The sequence below is a fragment of the Nocardia sp. NPDC050412 genome (assembly GCF_044458825.1).
In the GTDB taxonomy this organism is placed as follows: Bacteria; Actinomycetota; Actinomycetes; order Mycobacteriales; family Mycobacteriaceae; genus Nocardia.
On sequence record NZ_JBITIJ010000022.1, the window covers coordinates 53542 to 68939 of the forward strand.

14 protein-coding genes are annotated in these 15398 nt (G+C 64.9%); 8 read left to right on the plus strand and 6 right to left on the minus strand.

Going from position 1 to position 15398, the window contains the following annotated elements; translation table 11 throughout:
* Nucleotides 1-1191, minus strand: coding sequence for a beta-ketoacyl synthase N-terminal-like domain-containing protein (locus tag ACIBI6_RS37655; RefSeq protein ID WP_396959762.1), 1191 nt, complete (start codon nucleotides 1189-1191; stop codon nucleotides 1-3).
* Nucleotides 1192-1406: 215 nt separating this feature from the next.
* Here ACIBI6_RS37655 and ACIBI6_RS37660 point away from each other — a divergent pair, with 215 nt between their 5' ends.
* The 3 genes from ACIBI6_RS37660 to ACIBI6_RS37670 all read left to right on the plus strand — a co-directional run bounded on the left by ACIBI6_RS37660 (nucleotide 1407) and on the right by ACIBI6_RS37670 (nucleotide 5616).
* Nucleotides 1407-2750 carry a diguanylate cyclase domain-containing protein gene (locus tag ACIBI6_RS37660; protein WP_396959764.1) on the plus strand — a complete coding sequence of 448 codons (1344 nt, stop codon included), beginning with the start codon at nucleotides 1407-1409 and terminating at the stop codon, nucleotides 2748-2750.
* Between the two features lie 10 nt (nucleotides 2751-2760).
* On the plus strand, nucleotides 2761-3099 hold the full coding sequence (locus ACIBI6_RS37665; protein WP_364352451.1) for an antibiotic biosynthesis monooxygenase: 339 nt from the start codon (nucleotides 2761-2763) through the stop codon (nucleotides 3097-3099).
* 198 nt (nucleotides 3100-3297) lie between these two features.
* Nucleotides 3298-5616, plus strand: coding sequence for a HelD family protein (locus ACIBI6_RS37670; protein ID WP_396959813.1), 2319 nt, complete (start codon nucleotides 3298-3300; stop codon nucleotides 5614-5616).
* Nucleotides 5617-5676: 60 nt separating this feature from the next.
* Here the strand turns inward: ACIBI6_RS37670 and ACIBI6_RS37675 are convergent, their stop codons facing one another.
* From ACIBI6_RS37675 to ACIBI6_RS37685, 3 genes are all read right to left on the minus strand, one after another.
* Nucleotides 5677-6129 carry a universal stress protein gene (locus ACIBI6_RS37675; protein WP_396959767.1) on the minus strand — a complete coding sequence of 151 codons (453 nt, stop codon included), beginning with the start codon at nucleotides 6127-6129 and terminating at the stop codon, nucleotides 5677-5679.
* 548 nt (nucleotides 6130-6677) lie between these two features.
* Nucleotides 6678-7094 (minus strand): DoxX family protein, encoded by a 417-nt coding sequence (locus tag ACIBI6_RS37680; protein WP_396959769.1) that lies wholly within the window; start codon nucleotides 7092-7094, stop codon nucleotides 6678-6680.
* Nucleotides 7095-7173: 79 nt separating this feature from the next.
* Nucleotides 7174-8055, minus strand: coding sequence for an AraC family transcriptional regulator (locus ACIBI6_RS37685; RefSeq protein ID WP_364352460.1), 882 nt, complete (start codon nucleotides 8053-8055; stop codon nucleotides 7174-7176).
* Nucleotides 8056-8108: 53 nt separating this feature from the next.
* On the opposite strand from ACIBI6_RS37685, the gene ACIBI6_RS37690 reads away from it, so the two are divergent.
* Nucleotides 8109-8588, plus strand: a complete 480-nt coding sequence (locus ACIBI6_RS37690; protein ID WP_364352463.1) for a VOC family protein — start codon at nucleotides 8109-8111, stop codon at nucleotides 8586-8588.
* Nucleotides 8589-8626: 38 nt separating this feature from the next.
* On the opposite strand, the gene uvrB is transcribed toward ACIBI6_RS37690, so the two are convergent.
* Nucleotides 8627-10810 carry an excinuclease ABC subunit UvrB gene (gene uvrB / locus ACIBI6_RS37695; RefSeq protein ID WP_364352466.1) on the minus strand — a complete coding sequence of 728 codons (2184 nt, stop codon included), beginning with the start codon at nucleotides 10808-10810 and terminating at the stop codon, nucleotides 8627-8629.
* A gap of 431 nt (nucleotides 10811-11241) precedes the next feature.
* Between uvrB and ACIBI6_RS37700 the strand changes: the two genes are divergently transcribed.
* Together ACIBI6_RS37700 and ACIBI6_RS37705 are read left to right on the plus strand one after the other, a co-directional pair.
* The gene (locus ACIBI6_RS37700; RefSeq protein WP_364352469.1) at nucleotides 11242-11883 is read left to right on the plus strand and encodes a hypothetical protein; all 642 of its coding nucleotides are present in this window, start codon (nucleotides 11242-11244) and stop codon (nucleotides 11881-11883) included.
* A 74-nt stretch (nucleotides 11884-11957) separates the two neighbouring features.
* Entirely contained in the window at nucleotides 11958-12482 is a 525-nt protein-coding gene (locus ACIBI6_RS37705; RefSeq protein ID WP_364352472.1) for a DUF402 domain-containing protein, read from the plus strand.
* Nucleotides 12483-12584: 102 nt separating this feature from the next.
* Here ACIBI6_RS37705 and coaE read toward each other — a convergent pair whose 3' ends face one another.
* Nucleotides 12585-13796, minus strand: coding sequence for a dephospho-CoA kinase (coaE, locus tag ACIBI6_RS37710; RefSeq protein ID WP_364352475.1), 1212 nt, complete (start codon nucleotides 13794-13796; stop codon nucleotides 12585-12587).
* Nucleotides 13797-14053: 257 nt separating this feature from the next.
* Here coaE and ACIBI6_RS37715 point away from each other — a divergent pair, with 257 nt between their 5' ends.
* Together ACIBI6_RS37715 and ACIBI6_RS37720 are read left to right on the plus strand one after the other, a co-directional pair.
* Nucleotides 14054-14266, plus strand: a complete 213-nt coding sequence (locus tag ACIBI6_RS37715) for a hypothetical protein (protein WP_364352530.1) — start codon at nucleotides 14054-14056, stop codon at nucleotides 14264-14266.
* Nucleotides 14267-14296: 30 nt separating this feature from the next.
* Entirely contained in the window at nucleotides 14297-15229 is a 933-nt protein-coding gene (locus ACIBI6_RS37720; protein WP_396959774.1) for an MMPL family transporter, read from the plus strand.
* Nucleotides 15230-15398 lie beyond the last annotated feature (169 nt).

Sequence of the window (15398 nt, forward strand, 5' to 3'; positions counted from 1 at the left end):
TCAGTCGACGGGACCGAGCACGACCATCGAATTGTTGCCGCCCATGCCTAGCGACAGCTTGACCGTGAGTCCGCCCTCGAAGGGCGTCGGGCCGTCCAATAGTCGCTCGTAGGCGGGTGCGACGATCGGTGCGGCGGGCACGATGCCGCGGTCGTAGGCCAGTGCCGCGGCGGCCACCTCGACACCGGCCGCAGCGCCCTGGCAATGCCCGACAAGCGGCTTGACCGAATAGACGTGCGGGCGGTCGTCGAACATCCGCCGAAGAAGATCTCGCTCGGCCACATCGCACTGCCGGGTGCCGGTGCCGTGTGCGTTGAAATACCGCACATCCGCAGGCGCGATAGCGGCGTCGATGAGCGCGTGGCGCGCACAGTTGAAGATCTGGGTATGCCCCGGGTCGACCGAAACCACGTGATAGGCGTCATTGGTCATACCGCCGCCGAGCACGGTGACATAGGGCCGCTCGACCGAGCGGGTGAGGACGAAGGCGACTGACGCCTCACCCATACTGAAGCCGCGGCTGCCCTCCTGGAAGGGGCGGCAGGCGGCCAGCGGTTCGGCATCGCTGACCGCGGCGCCGAGCCGGACGAAGTGCTCGACCATCTCAGGGGTCGCCGACATATCGGTGGCGACACAGATCACGTCGTCGGCGATACCGCAGTCCAGCCAGAGTTTGGCGGTGATCAGCGCGACATTGGCCGAACTGCACGCCGCCGAGACATTCATCGACGGACCGTGGAAGCCGAATTCCTGTTGTAGCACCGACATCGGTGTGGAGGGCAATAGTCGCAGGTAGTCGCGGGAGCGCCGGTGACCGTCATCGACCAGATAGAAGTCGCGCCAATTGGCGACGTCGCCGAGCACGATGGCGTGCAGCAAGCCGACGGTGCGGCCCGGGCGCCACCCGCGCGCGGATGCGTCGGCGATCGCCTCGCGACCCGCCTCCTGCACGGCGCGTCCGTAAATGCTGGTGCTCACCATGGGATCGCCGCCATCGGGAATCAGCGAAACCCAGGCGTGCTGATCGCGGCCGACGCCGTAGCCTGGTTGTAGCGAGGCTGCGGATTTCCCGCTGAGCAATCCCTGCCAGAGCGTCTCCCGACCCCAGCCGTAGCCGCTGACCGCACCTATCCCGGCGATCGTCATATGATCTTGATGGTGCTTTTCATTGCCCGGGTTGGTACCCGACATGGCATCGCTCCTTCACCGGTTCCCGGGGCCGAAGCGAGGTTCGGCTCGAGAAATGTTCACAGGTCCGGGTTCTGTAAAGATCACCAGATAGCGGCCGATGGAGTGCCCGGACTGTGAGCGAAGCAATAGCGTCGACGATGTCATCTTGTACACGTCGAGACCAGAATAATCCCATGTTCCAATGGCCATGAGTGGGTCGACGATCGGGGGTTCGAGTGGATCAGGACAAGGCAGTCGACGCCGGGGTCGACGCCGAGCAACTGGCTCAGCGCTACCGGTCCCTGGTCGAGCACACCCCGGACGGGATCGTCGTGCATGAGCGTGGCACCGTCGTCTACGCCAATCAAGCCACCGCGCGCATGCTGGCCGCCGAAAGTACCGATCACGTGATCGGCCAGCCCCTGACCCGATTCGTCCATCCCGACTCGGTGCCCGGCATGGTGGACCGCATCAGCCAGCTGACCACTGCGGGCGCGGCGTCGGCTCCCACCGAGATGGAGCTGATCCGGGTCGACGGCGAGATCGTCCCGGTCGAGACTGTTTCGGTGCTCACCGCATGGCACGACCATCTCGCCTATCAGGTGGTCATCCACGATCTCACCGCCCAACGCACCGCCGAGGCCGCGCAGCGCCGGGCCGAACAGCATTTCACCACGGTCGTCTCGCAGTTGGAGGAGGGCGTGGTGGTGATCGACCGGAACGGCCGCATCGAATCGGCCAATCCCGCGGCCGTGCGGATCTTCGGCACCGACGAACGCACCGGTGATCTCATCGGCGCCACCATCGACGAACTGCCGCTCATCCTGCTCGACGCCAATGCGCAGCCGCTACCGCCGAGTCGGCATCCGGTCGCGCGGACCCTGGCGACCGGCGAAACGATCACCGGATACATCTTCGGCGTCGACCGTCACGACGGCCAGCGCCGCTGGCTCTCCGGCAGTTCGCGGCTGCTCAATCCGGGCGATCCGGATTCACCCGCGGTGTCCTCCTTCGCCGATATCACCGAATTCCGGGCCAGTCGAAGGCAATTGGAGTTCCAGGCCACCCACGACTCGCTGACCGGACTGCCCAATCGCTCGCTGATCCTGTCCCAGCTCGCCAATGCGCTGGCCGCCAGCGAAGATCTGCCGGTGTCCACCGTGCTGTTCATCGACCTGGACGGCTTCAAAGCGATCAACGACACCCTCGGCCATGCGATCGGCGATACCGTGCTGCAGATCGTGGCCCAGCGGTTGCAGCGCGCACTGCGCGGCACCGATCTGGTCGGTCGGCTCGGCGGCGACGAATTCCTGGTGCTGCTGGCCGGGCGGCCCCGGCGCGTGGATCTCGACTCGCTGGTACTGCGGCTGCGCTCGACCACGGCCGAGCCGATCATCGCGCGCGGGCACCGGATCGAAGTGAACGCCTCGATCGGCGTGACCGAACTCGCAGCGGACGACAACCGCACACCCGAGGCGGTGCTGCACGACGCCGATCTGGCGATGTACCGCGCCAAACCGACCGGTCACCGGGAAGCCACCAGCCTGGGCCGCAGACCGAATAACACGCACGCTTCCTAAGGGTTTTCCGATGATCATCGAACACGCGCTGTTGCCCGTCCGCCCCGCCGAAGCGGCGGCCTTCGAAGCCGCATTCGCCGAGGCCAGGCCGATCATCGAGAGTATGCCGGGCTTCCGGTCGCTATCGGTGTCACGATGCGTCGAGGCGCCCGACACATATTTGCTGCTGGTGGGATGGGAACAGCTGAGCGACCATGTCGATGGCTTCCGCGGGTCCGCCGGTTATCAACGCTGGAAGCGACTACTGCACCACTTCTACGAACCGTTCCCCATCGTCCAACATTTCACGCCGGTCCTGGCCACGGACCCGCTACCTGCGGTTACAGCGAGCCCGCCGAACGAGCAGTAGACTCGAAAACTCTGTTTTCAATGGCGTTCGTGTGCACCGTGACCTGCGTGTGCACCGGCTCATCGCGGTGACAAGGAGTTCAGTTTGCCCGACCGCCTCACTCAGGATCGTGCCGCGCACGACGGCATCCCCGAGCGGAACCGCGAGATCGACCAGGAGCAGGCCTACCTGTCCGTGCTCTATGAACGACTCGACGATATGCGCGAATACGCCACGAAACGGCTGCGCACCGTGCTGCTGGAAACCGGTGGCACCCCGCAGGCCCGCACCGAACGCGAATCCTTCAGTCAGCTCTACTCCGAGGATCTGGCCAAATACGATGCCGCCGAACACGGCCTGTGTTTCGGCCGCATCGACCTCGACGGCAGTGCCATTTCGAGCGGTGCCGTTTCGAGCGACCTGCAAGCAGTCACTAGCGGTACCGATTCGAGCGACCTGCAAGCAGCCGCTGGCGGCCAGGAAGGCGAATACCGCTATATCGGCAGGCTCGGCATCCTCGACGAGAAGGACGACTACGAGACGCTGCTACTGGATTGGCGCGCGCCGCTGGCCCGTCCGTTCTATCTCGCGACGACCGCCACACCGGACGGGGTGATCCGGCGCCGACATATCCGGTCCCGCAATCGGCGGGTCACGGCCATCAACGACGAATACCTGGACCTCGACGCGGCCCGGACCGCGGGTGTGACCGATGACGACGGCGGAGTCGGCAGCGAGAGCGCATTGCTCTCGGCGCTCAATGCCGCGCGCACCGGCCATATGAACGACATCGTCGAGACCATCCAGAGCGAGCAGGACGCGATCATTCGCTCCGAGCACAAGAGCGTGCTGGTGGTCCAGGGTGGTCCGGGAACCGGCAAGACCGCCGTCGCATTGCACCGCGCGGCCTACCTCCTCTATACCTATCGTCAGCAGTTGGCCAAGAGCGGTGTGCTGATCATCGGCCCGAACGCCACCTTCCTCGATTACATCGGCCAGGTGCTGCCATCGCTCGGTGAGACCGGCGTGCTGCTGTCCACCATCGGGGATCTGTATCCGGGAGTGAAGGCCACCCGCGAGGATTCGCTGCGCGCCGGTGAGGTCAAGGGCTCGCTGGCCATGTTGGAGGTGCTCAAGCAGGCGGTGCGCGACCGTCAAGAGGTGCCCGCCGCGCCGATCCGCCTGGCCTTCGATGGCTACCCCGTCACACTCGACCGCAAGATCGCCACCAGGGCGCGCGGCCGGGCCCGCTCCTCGCGGCGCCCACACAATCTGGCTCGACCGATCTTCGCCTCTTTGGTCATCGACGCACTCACCGAACAACTCGCCCAGACCATGGGCGCGGATCTGTCCGGCGGCCACCGGGGGATGGCAGGAGGCGCAGCCGACGGGGCGGGTAAGGAAAGTCTGCTCAGCCGAACCGATCTCGCCGAGATCCGGGATGAAATGCGCGCCGATCCGGAGATCCAGGCGGCCATCGGCAAGCTTTGGCCGATCCTGTCGCCGCAGGAAGTGCTCGCGGACCTGCTTGCCGATCCGAAGCGACTCGACCGCGCCGCGAGCAGTTTGGATCCGGCCGACCGAGCCGAACTGGCGCGCTCGGACAACGGCGAATTCAGCGCAGCGGACGCACCGCTGCTCGACGAACTCGCCGAACTGCTCGGCATCGACGACACCGAGGAACGCGAACGCGCCCGCCGCCGCTGGCGGGCGCAATTGGCCGAGGCACAGGACGCACTCGACATCCTGACCGGTTCGGCGCCACAGGATCTCGAGGACGACCTCGATCCGGAGATCCTGATGGCCTACGACCTGATCGACGCCAGCCAGCTGGCCGAACGTCAGGATGTGCGCAACCGGCAGACCACCGCGGAACGCGCGGCGGGCGACCGCAATTGGACCTACGGCCATGTGATCGTCGATGAGGCGCAAGAACTTTCGGAGATGGCCTGGCGAATGGTGATGCGCCGCATACCGAACCGATGGGTCACGGTGGTCGGCGATGTCGCGCAGACCGGCGATCCGGCAGGCGCGTCGTCCTGGCAGCAGATGCTGGAACCCTATGTGGCACAACGATGGAAGCTCACCGAGTTGACCGTGAACTACCGGACCCCGGCGGAGATCATGGCGGTCGCGGCCGATGTGCTCGCCGAGATCGATCCGGACGCGGCGGTGCCGCGGTCGGTGCGGGAGACAGGTGTGCCCCCGCGCGCCCATGCTGTAGATGCGAGCGAATTGCGCAGTGCGGTAACAGAATTGGTAGCCGCGGAGACCGGCCCGGGTACCACGGCCGTCATCACACCGCATGAGATGGTCGCGGACTTCGCCGAGTTGGCGGGCGAATCCGTCCGGGTGCTGACGGTGCAGGAGGTCAAGGGCCTGGAATTCGACGCAGTCTATCTTGTGGAACCCCGGGTCATCCTCGACGAATCGCCGCGTGGGATGAACGACCTGTATGTGGCATTGACCCGAGCGACGCAGCGGCTCGGTGTTGTGCACACCGGCGACCTGCCATCGGTGCTCAGCGCGCTGGATTGACGAGAGCGACGACAGCCGCACATTCCGAGGAATGTGCGGCTGTCGTTTCGGCTCTGCTGCTTACCTGACGGTGTGCACGATCAGCACATCCGAGCGGGATTTGCGCGCCACATCCGAGGGCACCGAACCCAGCAACCGGCCGGCCAGGGTGTTCAGGCCGCGGTTACCGACGACCAGCAGATCGGCCTCGACCTCCTTGACAAGCGCGAGCAGCGATTCGACAGGCTCGCCCACGATCCCACGCTCGACAATCTCCTTGGCGCCCTCCGCGGTCGCGCGGTCGCGGGCGGTGCGCAGGATCTCGTTCGTGGGCGCGGAGCCGCGCACCTGGTAGGCCTCGTCCTTGAGCACATCGGCGGCGGCGGCCACATCGCGATCGTCGGTCGGGTAGTACGCGCAGGCCACTACCAGGGTCGCACCCGCGGCCGCGGCCAGCGAGGCGGCCTTGTCAACGGCGACGTACGACGAGTCCGAGCCATCGGTACCGACGACAATTGTCCGGTAGGCGCTCATGCCTCCACCTCGCTAGCACTCGGCTCCGGCATGACCGTCCGTGGCGCTGCGCCCATGGTTCGCTCGCTTCGCTCCCTCACGGCTTTCTCCTCCAACTATGTGGTGTCGGGTGCCTGCGCCGGTGCCACGTGGAGTCGTGGCACCCGCGCGGCGACTGGGGTCGACCATAGCGGCAAATCGGCCGGAAATAGCAGAAATCGCAACACATCACACTGCGGGAGTTCCGGCTTTACCGACTCGGGTTCATCCGACGAATGCCCCGAGACCTTTGCGACCTGGGCGGATCTAATTTCCAGGTCCACGACTTGTGACCCATCACAACCGGCCCGAACGTTCTTGCCCCCCTGGGATATTCATCACATTTACCCGACCTCGGCCGCTATACGACGGCAACGTCGGCTCGACCGCGACCGGTAAGAACGTTCCCGGCCGGGCCGACGCCATCCGCCCGGTTCCGCAGTTGCCCGTTGGCGCTCCGTCGACGCCAAAAGTCGGCCGCGCCTATACGGCTCACAATATCGACAGCTGCGGCACAATTCCGGTCGCGTCTAGAGGCCGGTGAAAAGCGGTCCGGTGATGGTCAATCCGAGTTCGTCGACATGTGCGAAGAAGGCGAACAACATGAGCGAGGCGCCGGCGAGTGCGAGATCCTTGTTGAAATGGATCATCTCGCCCTGCTTGGCCTGCGGATCGGTCTCCTTCCAGAACTGGTGCATCAGGAAGGCCGTCGGCACCAGCATGACCACCAGCAACAGTGCCCCGAGGTCGGCCCATACGCCGAGCAATACGCTGAGGCCTCCGACCGCGAGCACGACCCCAGCGGCCAGCACCGCGACCCTCGGCTGCGGCAGGCCACGACTCTGCGCATATTCGGTCATCGCTTCGGTCTGCGTGAAATGCCCGAACGCGGAACTGAAGAACAACACCACGAAAAGCACTCGCCCTATCAACACCAAGATATCCATCACCAACTCCTCACTCGCCGATGTGAAGGGCCGATTCCGATTCGTGCTCGAATGGGACGAATGCGAGCGGTCCTGCAAACTACATTCTCGTCGGAACGACCTTCGAAGTCACCTCGTTACGGGAGCGTAGCGAATTCTTGGCGTACTCCAGTGGAGCCATTCCGACTTCCGCGGTGAACTCACGCGAGAAATGTGCTTGATCGAAATAACCCAACTCGGTGGCCAGTGCGGCCAGATCTTCGATGCGTCCGCGTGCGAGTAGATCGGCGCCGTCCTGGAGCCGGTATCGGCGCAACACCCATTTCGGTCCGGCACCGACATAGCGCCGGAACATCCGCTGCAATGTGCGGATAGGGATATCGAACCGATCGGTGACCTGATCGACCCGGGTAAGTTCCAGGTCGTGTTCCATGGCGGCGACGATGCGCAGCACCAATCGATAGTTGGGATCCGCCGCGAACTTTCGGCCGATCAGAAAATCCTCGATTATGCTGCGGCGCTTGATATCCGAGGATTCGGCCAATACGCGTTCGGCCAGACCGGCGGCCTCGGGCAGCGCGTCCGTCAGCGGCACGGCGGTGTCCCGGAATGCGCCGACATCCAATCCGGTGAACGCACCGAATCCGCCGGCGCGAAAGCGCGCGCCGAAGGTTTCGCCGACCCCGCTGAGCTCCCGGACGAACTTCGTCGTGCAGACGCCGTTGACGAAACCGCCGGTGCGAGTTTCACTGCGTTCGAAGGTGACGTTCACGCACGGGAACGGCAGCACTTCGGCGTAGTACGGCGGCCGACCGGTCAGATCCCAGCGCACCGACCAATACCACTCGACGAACCCTCCGACCTCCGGTCCGGCCGACAGCCGCGCCAGCGAGCGATGTCTGGCCTGCTCGTCAGGATGCAGAATGCCCTTCACGTTATCGGGCGTGGGCACCGGAACCGGCCCGTCGGATGCTGTGGTCACGGCTGTCGCTTTCTTACAAGACCATTTCGCCGCCCTCGACGAGGCTTATCGGCATGAGCGAAACAGCGAATACCGTGAACCCCATCGCCGACGGCTACCACTCCATCACCTGCTTCCTGGCCGTCCCCGACGGCAACAAGGCAATCGAGTTCTATACCAACGTCTTCGAGGCGGAGGTGATCAGCCGCAACGATCTCCCCGACGGCCAGCCCGCACACGCCGAACTGAAGATCGGCGACTCGACCCTGCAACTGGGCATGCCCATTCCGGACAACAACGTCCTGGCTCCCAATGGCGAATGGGTGCACACCTCGATCGTGCACTACTGCCCCGATGTCGATGCGGTCATCAAGCGGGCCATCGAGAACGGCGCCCGCAGTGCGGAGGAGCCACAGACCTTCGTCACCGGTGACCGTTTCGGCGTTGTCCTCGACCCCTTCGGCCACCGCTGGGCGGTGCTGACCAAGGTCGAGGATGTTTCGCGCGAAGAGGCCGAGCGCCGCGTCAACGAATGGCTGGCCACCCAGAGCTGAGCCATGCCGAGCCCGGCGGCGTCGAAAGACGCCGCCGCTCAACTCAACCCCGCGGCATCCATTCCGCGCAGTTCCTTCTTCAGATCCGCGATTTCGTCCCGCAGCCGACCGGCCAATTCGAATTGCAGCTCGCGGGCCGCATTCATCATCTGCGCGGTGAGTTCCTTGACCAGATCGGCCAACTCCGCCCGCGGCATGGACTTGACGTCGCGGCCCTCGTACACACCTGCGCTGACCGCCCGCCCCGGCTCGCCCTGGGCACGCCGGCCACGGCTGGCATTGCGGCCGGAGCCGCCGACGGCCACCTCGCTGTCGTCGGCCTCCTGATACACCTGATCCAGGATGTCGGCGATCTTCTTGCGCAGCGGCTGTGGGTCGAGGCCCATCGACTCGTTGTAGGCGACCTGCTTGGCCCGGCGGCGTTCGGTCTCGTCGATGGCGAACTGCATCGACGCGGTGACCTTATCGGCATACATGTGCACCTCACCGGACACGTTGCGGGCGGCACGGCCGATGGTCTGGATGAGTGCGGTCGTGCTGCGCAGAAAGCCCTCCTTATCCGCGTCCAGGATCGCGACCAGCGATACCTCGGGCAGGTCGAGGCCCTCGCGGAGCAAGTTGATGCCGACAAGAACGTCGTACTCACCGAGCCGCAACTGCCGCAGCAGCTCGACCCGGCGCAGCGTATCGATTTCCGAGTGCAGATATCGCACCCGGACGCCGAGTCCGAGCAGGTAGTCGGTCAGATCCTCGGACATCTTCTTCGTGAGCGTGGTGACCAGCACCCGTTCGTCGCGCTCGGTGCGCTGTCGGATTTCATGAATCAGATCGTCGATCTGCCCCTTGGTCGGCTTGACCACGACCTTCGGGTCGACCAGCCCGGTCGGCCGGATGACCTGCTCGACGACCTCGCCGCCCGCCTGACCGAGTTCGTACGGTCCCGGGGTCGCCGAGAGATACACCGTCTGCCCGATTCGATCGGCGAACTCCTCCCAGGTGAGTGGTCGGTTGTCGATGGCCGACGGCAACCGGAACCCGTACTCGACCAGGTTCCGCTTGCGCGACATATCGCCCTCGTACATGCCGCCGATCTGCGGGACGGTGTTGTGCGACTCGTCGATGACGAGCAGGAAATCCTCCGGGAAGTAATCCAGCAACGTGGCGGGTGCGGAACCCGCCGGACGCCCATCGATATGGCGCGAGTAGTTCTCGATACCCGAGCAGAACCCGACCTGCCGGATCATCTCCAAGTCGTACTGCGTGCGCATCCGCAGCCGCTGGGCTTCCAATAGCTTGCCCTGGCGCTCCAGTTCGGCCAGCCGCTGCTCGAGTTCGGCTTCGATCTCGCGGACCGCGCGCTCCATCCGCTCCGGCCCGGCGACATAGTGCGTGGCCGGGAAGATCCGGACAGTATCGACCTGCCGCACCACATCGCCGGTGAGCGGATGCAGGTAGTACAGCGCCTCGATCTCATCGCCGAAGAATTCGATGCGCACCGCGAGTTCCTCGTAGGACGGGATGATCTCGACGGTGTCACCGCGCACCCGGAAGGAACCGCGGGTGAAGGACATGTCATTGCGGGTGTACTGCACGTCGACCAGCAGCCGCAGGAGTGCGTCGCGATCTATTTCGGTGCCGACATCCAGCTGCACCGACCGATCCAGATACGACTGCGGCGTACCGAGACCATAGATGCACGACACCGACGCGACCACCACCACATCGCGCCGTGAGAGCAGACTCGAGGTGGCCGAATGCCGCAACCGCTCGACATCGTCGTTGATCGAGCTGTCCTTCTCGATATAGGTATCGGTCTGCGCGATATAGGCCTCGGGTTGGTAGTAGTCGTAGTACGAGACGAAGTACTCGACGGCATTGTTGGGCAACATCTCTCGCAGCTCATTGGCCAGCTGAGCGGCGAGTGTCTTATTCGGCGCCATCACCAGCGTCGGCCGCTGCAGCCGCTCGATCAGCCACGCGGTGGTGGCCGATTTACCGGTGCCGGTCGCACCGAGCAGCACAACGTCACGCTCGCCCGCCTTGACGCGGCGCTCCAGTTCGGCGATGGCCGCGGGCTGATCGCCGGCCGGCTGGTGTTCGCTGACGACCTGGAACTGCCCACCGGCCCGCTCGATCTCCCCGACCGGCCGGAACTCCGAATGTGCCAGCGGGGTGCCCCGGTCCTCGTAGCCTTCCGCCGGGATTTCGGTTGCGAATGCCATGGTGACCAGCCTAAGCCCAGCCACCGACAGATTCGCGGCCCCGCCGGATCCGCCCAGCCGTACCAAGCCTGACCACCACCGGAGCGCAGTATCCGGACGGTCATTGCAACCGACCACCTCGCCGACCAGCCCACTCGGCTTTCGGCCAGGACACCGCGACGCGTGGTTGATCGTTCGGCGTGATGAGTCGCGGCAAAACCGGCCGAGCCACCACGAACCCAGCCGATGAATCCGCCCCGCACCGGGCCGGTTCATCACGATCGGACAGCCGTTCCGCGATCTAGCGCACTGTCCGGAACCAACACTGATGCACGATCTGTTACCTGTCCGAAATGTCCGTTGCTGCAACGAGATTCGTCCCACCGATGACAACGGCAGACAGCCTCTACCGGGTGTAACCTAATTTGGTTGTCGGACCTGAGGATGAGGCTATGAGCGCTCTGATTCCATTGCTTGCCGCCGCGCCCGCTGTGACCGGAATCGCCGGTTACGTCGCACGTGACTTTCGCGGGCTTCCGCCCGTCAATCAGCCAACCACCACCGCCGCACCGGGATCACCGATGACCACTACCCAGCTAAGACCGAAGATCGAACATTTCAATATCGCCGAGCTGACCATGACCGATCCCAAGGGTTTCGTGCGCCCGCTCGACCGCGTGCACATCGAGCCGTGGGGTCTGTACGTGGCACGCACCGTCGGCGGTCCCCGGATCCAATACATGGAGACCTGGCTGCTGCCCGAACTCTGGTTGCGCGTGACAATCGTGCACTACCAGACCGGACACCACCGCGACCTGGACTATTGCCTGCATATCGGCGAGTACACCCGGATCGAACCCAAGCGCTGGAAGTCCATGGACCAGTACCTCGAGATCGCGGTACGCCACTCCCGCGCGGCCGCACTGCGCGGCGTGGACGATCTGCTGGCCGCCCATTCGGCCGGTCTGATCGATACGACGCATGCGCATCACGCGCTCGACCGGGCGACCAAGGCCATGGAGGGCTTGGCCGCGCACGGGCACGAGGTCGAGCCCTGGCTGGCCACCAAGGAGATCACACTGACCTGGATGTAGCCCGATCCAGGCAGAGTCTGCCCAACCTTCGCCTACCACTCGACGGCGCGGCGACGGCGGTAGATTCTGTTTGCATGACACAGGCACCATCAGTGGACGTGCACAGGCCCAAGGTCGAGTACTTCAACCTCGCGGACCTGACGAACACGGACCCGAAGGGCTTCGTCCGGCCGGTCGAGCGCTACCGGACCGAGCCGTGGGGCCTGTACATGGCGCGCACCTCGGACCATCCGCAGTTCCACTACATCGAGTCGTGGCTGCTGCCCGGGCTTTCCATTCGGGTGACGATCTTCCACTTTCACCCCGCACATCGACGCGATGAGGACTATTACCTCGACCTCGGCGAATTCACCCAGGTCGAGCCGAAGAAGTGGAAGTCGGTGGACCACTACCTCGATATCGTGGTGCGCTCGGGACGCGAGACGGAACTGCTCGACGTGGACGAACTGCTCGCCGCGCACACCGCCGGTTTGATCACCCTCGCCGAGGCCCAGGCCGCCATCGAACACGCGTCCATTGCCATCGACGGCATCGCCGCCAACGGCTACTCGCTGGACCGCTGGCTCGCCACCTTGGATATCACCCTGACCTGGATGTAGTACCACCGCCGAGCTGGCGATGGTCCCGTTGGCGGCACCGCTCGGTGCGGCCAACGATCGGCTCGCCGCACTGCTCTGAACATCCGATAGCCCGCGTACAGTTCAGCGTTCGACGCTGTCGCGCCAGGCCGCGGCCCGCGGGCAGGCAGCGTCGAACCACGGTTCCTTCACATCCAGATACGCCAGCGTTGCCGCCTCGCCGGTCAGCCCGGCCGCCTTGGCCTCACCTTCGCGCTTGACCTCCAGATACTCCGCGCGCACGGCTGCTTCGGCAATCAGCCAGTCCCGGAACAGCAACGCGAATTCCTGCCCCGGCGAACCTGCCACCCGGACATGCACATTCGCCAACCGCCCCGGGTCGGCACTCTGGTGAAACCGCTTGGCCCACAACGCCGTATCGCTGCCCTTCGGATCCGCCGCGGTCGGCTTCGGATTGTCGGCAACGATATCGGGCCGCACCGGAAAACCAGCCGCCCCCAACGCATCTCGCAACCCATCGGCGGCAGCCAGATCCGCCACGGTGATTTGCACATCGATGACATCCTTGGCGGGCAATCCCGGCACCGCGGTGGAGCCGATGTGGTCGATCCGCGAGGCCGCCGCACCACACGCAACCCACAGCCGGGCGATTAGCCGCTGCGCCTGCGCCGCCCACTCGGGATTCGCGGGAACAACGCGCAACTCCGTGCGCCGCGCCGGTGTCGCGGTGCGCAGATTCCGCTCGAACGGCACCAGCCGTTGCGCCCACAACTGCCGAACAACCGAATCAATGGCCCCCGACTCACCGCTATTGTCCAACAGCACATCCGCGACCGCATGGCGCTGTTCATCGGTGGCCTGCGCCGAAATACGTGCCCGGGCATCCGATTCGGAAACGCCCCGGAATTGCACCAACCGCCGTATCCGAGTTTCCGCGGGCACATCGACGATCAATACAAGATTCATCAGCGGCGCGAGACCATTTTCCACCAGGAGCGGAATGTCTTGAACGAGAATCGCATCCGACGGCGCGGCGGAAATCAATTCCGTGGTTCGTTTACCGACCAATGGATGAACAATGGAATTCAACGTGGCACGCGCTTCGTCGGATCCGAATGCCTTGGCCGCCAGCGCCGGCCGATCGAGGCTGCCGTCGGCGGCGAGGATGCCGGGACCGAACGCCGCCACCAACGCCGTCAGGCCTTCGGTACCCGGCTCGACGACCTCTCTGGCGATCACATCGGAATCGACGATCACCGCGCCGAGATCGGCGAGAATCCGCGCCACCGTCGACTTGCCCGCTCCCATGCCTCCGGTGAGGCCGATCCGTAACATTCGACCAGTCTCGCATCCTCGATGTCGCGCCGAACGCAACCCCCTACGCGCACATTCCACCATCTGAAACACCATTTGCCCGATCCGTGACTGGGCCGAGACCATCTCGCAACATTTCCGGTCGATTCTCCGCGCCGGACCACAACTTTCCGACACGCCGAGGCAATTACTCGTGCAAAATACTGTGCCGAACACTTTCGTTCGACTAATCTTCGCCGTGGCGATCCAGGCCAATACCAGCAAGCAAAGGAACATCATTGGGCACCAAAATCAACCAGGTGGGTCGCCACCGCCTGGGCAGGGCGGGGGGCATGCACTGCATCAAGCATCCCGCCGTCGCGGCAGCGCTCGCCGAGCACCGCCGCTCGTGGTTCACCGCTTTGATCAGCCCCGCTCGGCACAGCTTCGCGGCCATGCGAAAACGCTCCGCCGCCGCGACCGCGTACTGGGTGCCTGCGGCCGCCAGCTGACTCTGCCGCCCATCTGGTCATAAACCTCCGGTGACCCAGCCCAATCGGGACTGGGTCACTTCGTGCTGCCGTCATCACCTACATTCCGGCATCGAGGTCATGGTCACCAGGTTCGCGCCCGCACAGACCGATCTCATCGAAATCGAGACCGCCGATATGCAACGTGCCGAGGCCATCGGCCTACCCATGGCGACTGCGGTGCTCGCCCTCGGCGCGGTGGTCGCGGCCACGCTGCCCATTACCGTCACGGCGGCGGGCATCGCAGTCGCCGTCGGCGCGCTCTTCGGCCTGACCACCTTTCTGCCCTTCGATCCGCTGGTGCTCTCGGTTGCCACCATGATCGCTACCGGCACCGCGATCGACTACGCGATGTTCATCGTGAGCCGATTCAACGGGGAGCTGCCCCGGCGCGGCGTGCGCGATCGGCGATCCGCCGAGGCCATTGCCGCGGCTATCGGCAGCGCGATCGATACGACCGGCCGCATCATTCTGGCCTCGGGATTCATCGTGATGATCTCGCTGTGCGCGCTGGCAGCGGTCGGGCTGCCGATGCTGAATGGTGTCGCGATCGGGATGGTGGTCGCCGTCATCGCCACATTGATCGCGGCTTTCACGCTATTGTCCCCACTGCTGGCGACGCCGGGTCCGGCGGTGAATCTCGGCGCACTGCCGCACCTGCTCAGGCCCGCGGCAGTCCGGTCCGCGACGGCATCGAGCGTATGGGCACGGTGGAGGCATACCGTTATGGGACGGCCCGCGCTGTTCGGCGCGATCGGGGTCGGCTTACTGGCCTCGGCGACCCCGATCACCGGCATACGCTACGGCGTCGATATGGGCCTCACCGCACCGACGGATCGACCGACCGGCCGGGCGACCGAACTCATCGAGGACAGTTTCGGTCCCGGGCTGCTCGCACCGATCGAGGTGGTGGCAGCAGGTCCGGACAGCGGGCCCGCTTGGTGACGAAACCCGTTCCGAAGCTACTCGATTCATCGCCGAACTGACCCGCGACCGCGCATTGCCACGGTGCTGCCGCAGCAGGCGGATGGCCGGGTACTGGCAATCGTGGTACACAAGGTCACCTTCGATTCGACGACCGCCACCGACTTGGTCTCCGATATCCGTTCTCGTG

Bases quoted from the DNA above. Each gene is read 5' to 3' on its own strand.
- ACIBI6_RS37655 (WP_396959762.1), bottom strand. From the start codon at position 1,191: ATGTCGGGTACCAACCCGGGCAATGAAAAGCACCATCAAGATCATATG.
- ACIBI6_RS37665 (WP_364352451.1), top strand. From the start codon at position 2,761: ATGATCATCGAACACGCGCTGTTGCCCGTCCGCCCCGCCGAAGCGGCG.
- ACIBI6_RS37670 (WP_396959813.1), top strand. From the start codon at position 3,298: ATGCGCGAATACGCCACGAAACGGCTGCGCACCGTGCTGCTGGAAACC.
- ACIBI6_RS37675 (WP_396959767.1), bottom strand. From the start codon at position 6,129: ATGAGCGCCTACCGGACAATTGTCGTCGGTACCGATGGCTCGGACTCG.
- ACIBI6_RS37680 (WP_396959769.1), bottom strand. From the start codon at position 7,094: ATGGATATCTTGGTGTTGATAGGGCGAGTGCTTTTCGTGGTGTTGTTC.
- ACIBI6_RS37690 (WP_364352463.1), top strand. From the start codon at position 8,109: ATGAGCGAAACAGCGAATACCGTGAACCCCATCGCCGACGGCTACCAC.
- uvrB (WP_364352466.1), bottom strand. From the start codon at position 10,810: ATGGCATTCGCAACCGAAATCCCGGCGGAAGGCTACGAGGACCGGGGC.
- ACIBI6_RS37700 (WP_364352469.1), top strand. From the start codon at position 11,242: ATGAGCGCTCTGATTCCATTGCTTGCCGCCGCGCCCGCTGTGACCGGA.
- ACIBI6_RS37705 (WP_364352472.1), top strand. From the start codon at position 11,958: ATGACACAGGCACCATCAGTGGACGTGCACAGGCCCAAGGTCGAGTAC.
- coaE (WP_364352475.1), bottom strand. From the start codon at position 13,796: ATGTTACGGATCGGCCTCACCGGAGGCATGGGAGCGGGCAAGTCGACG.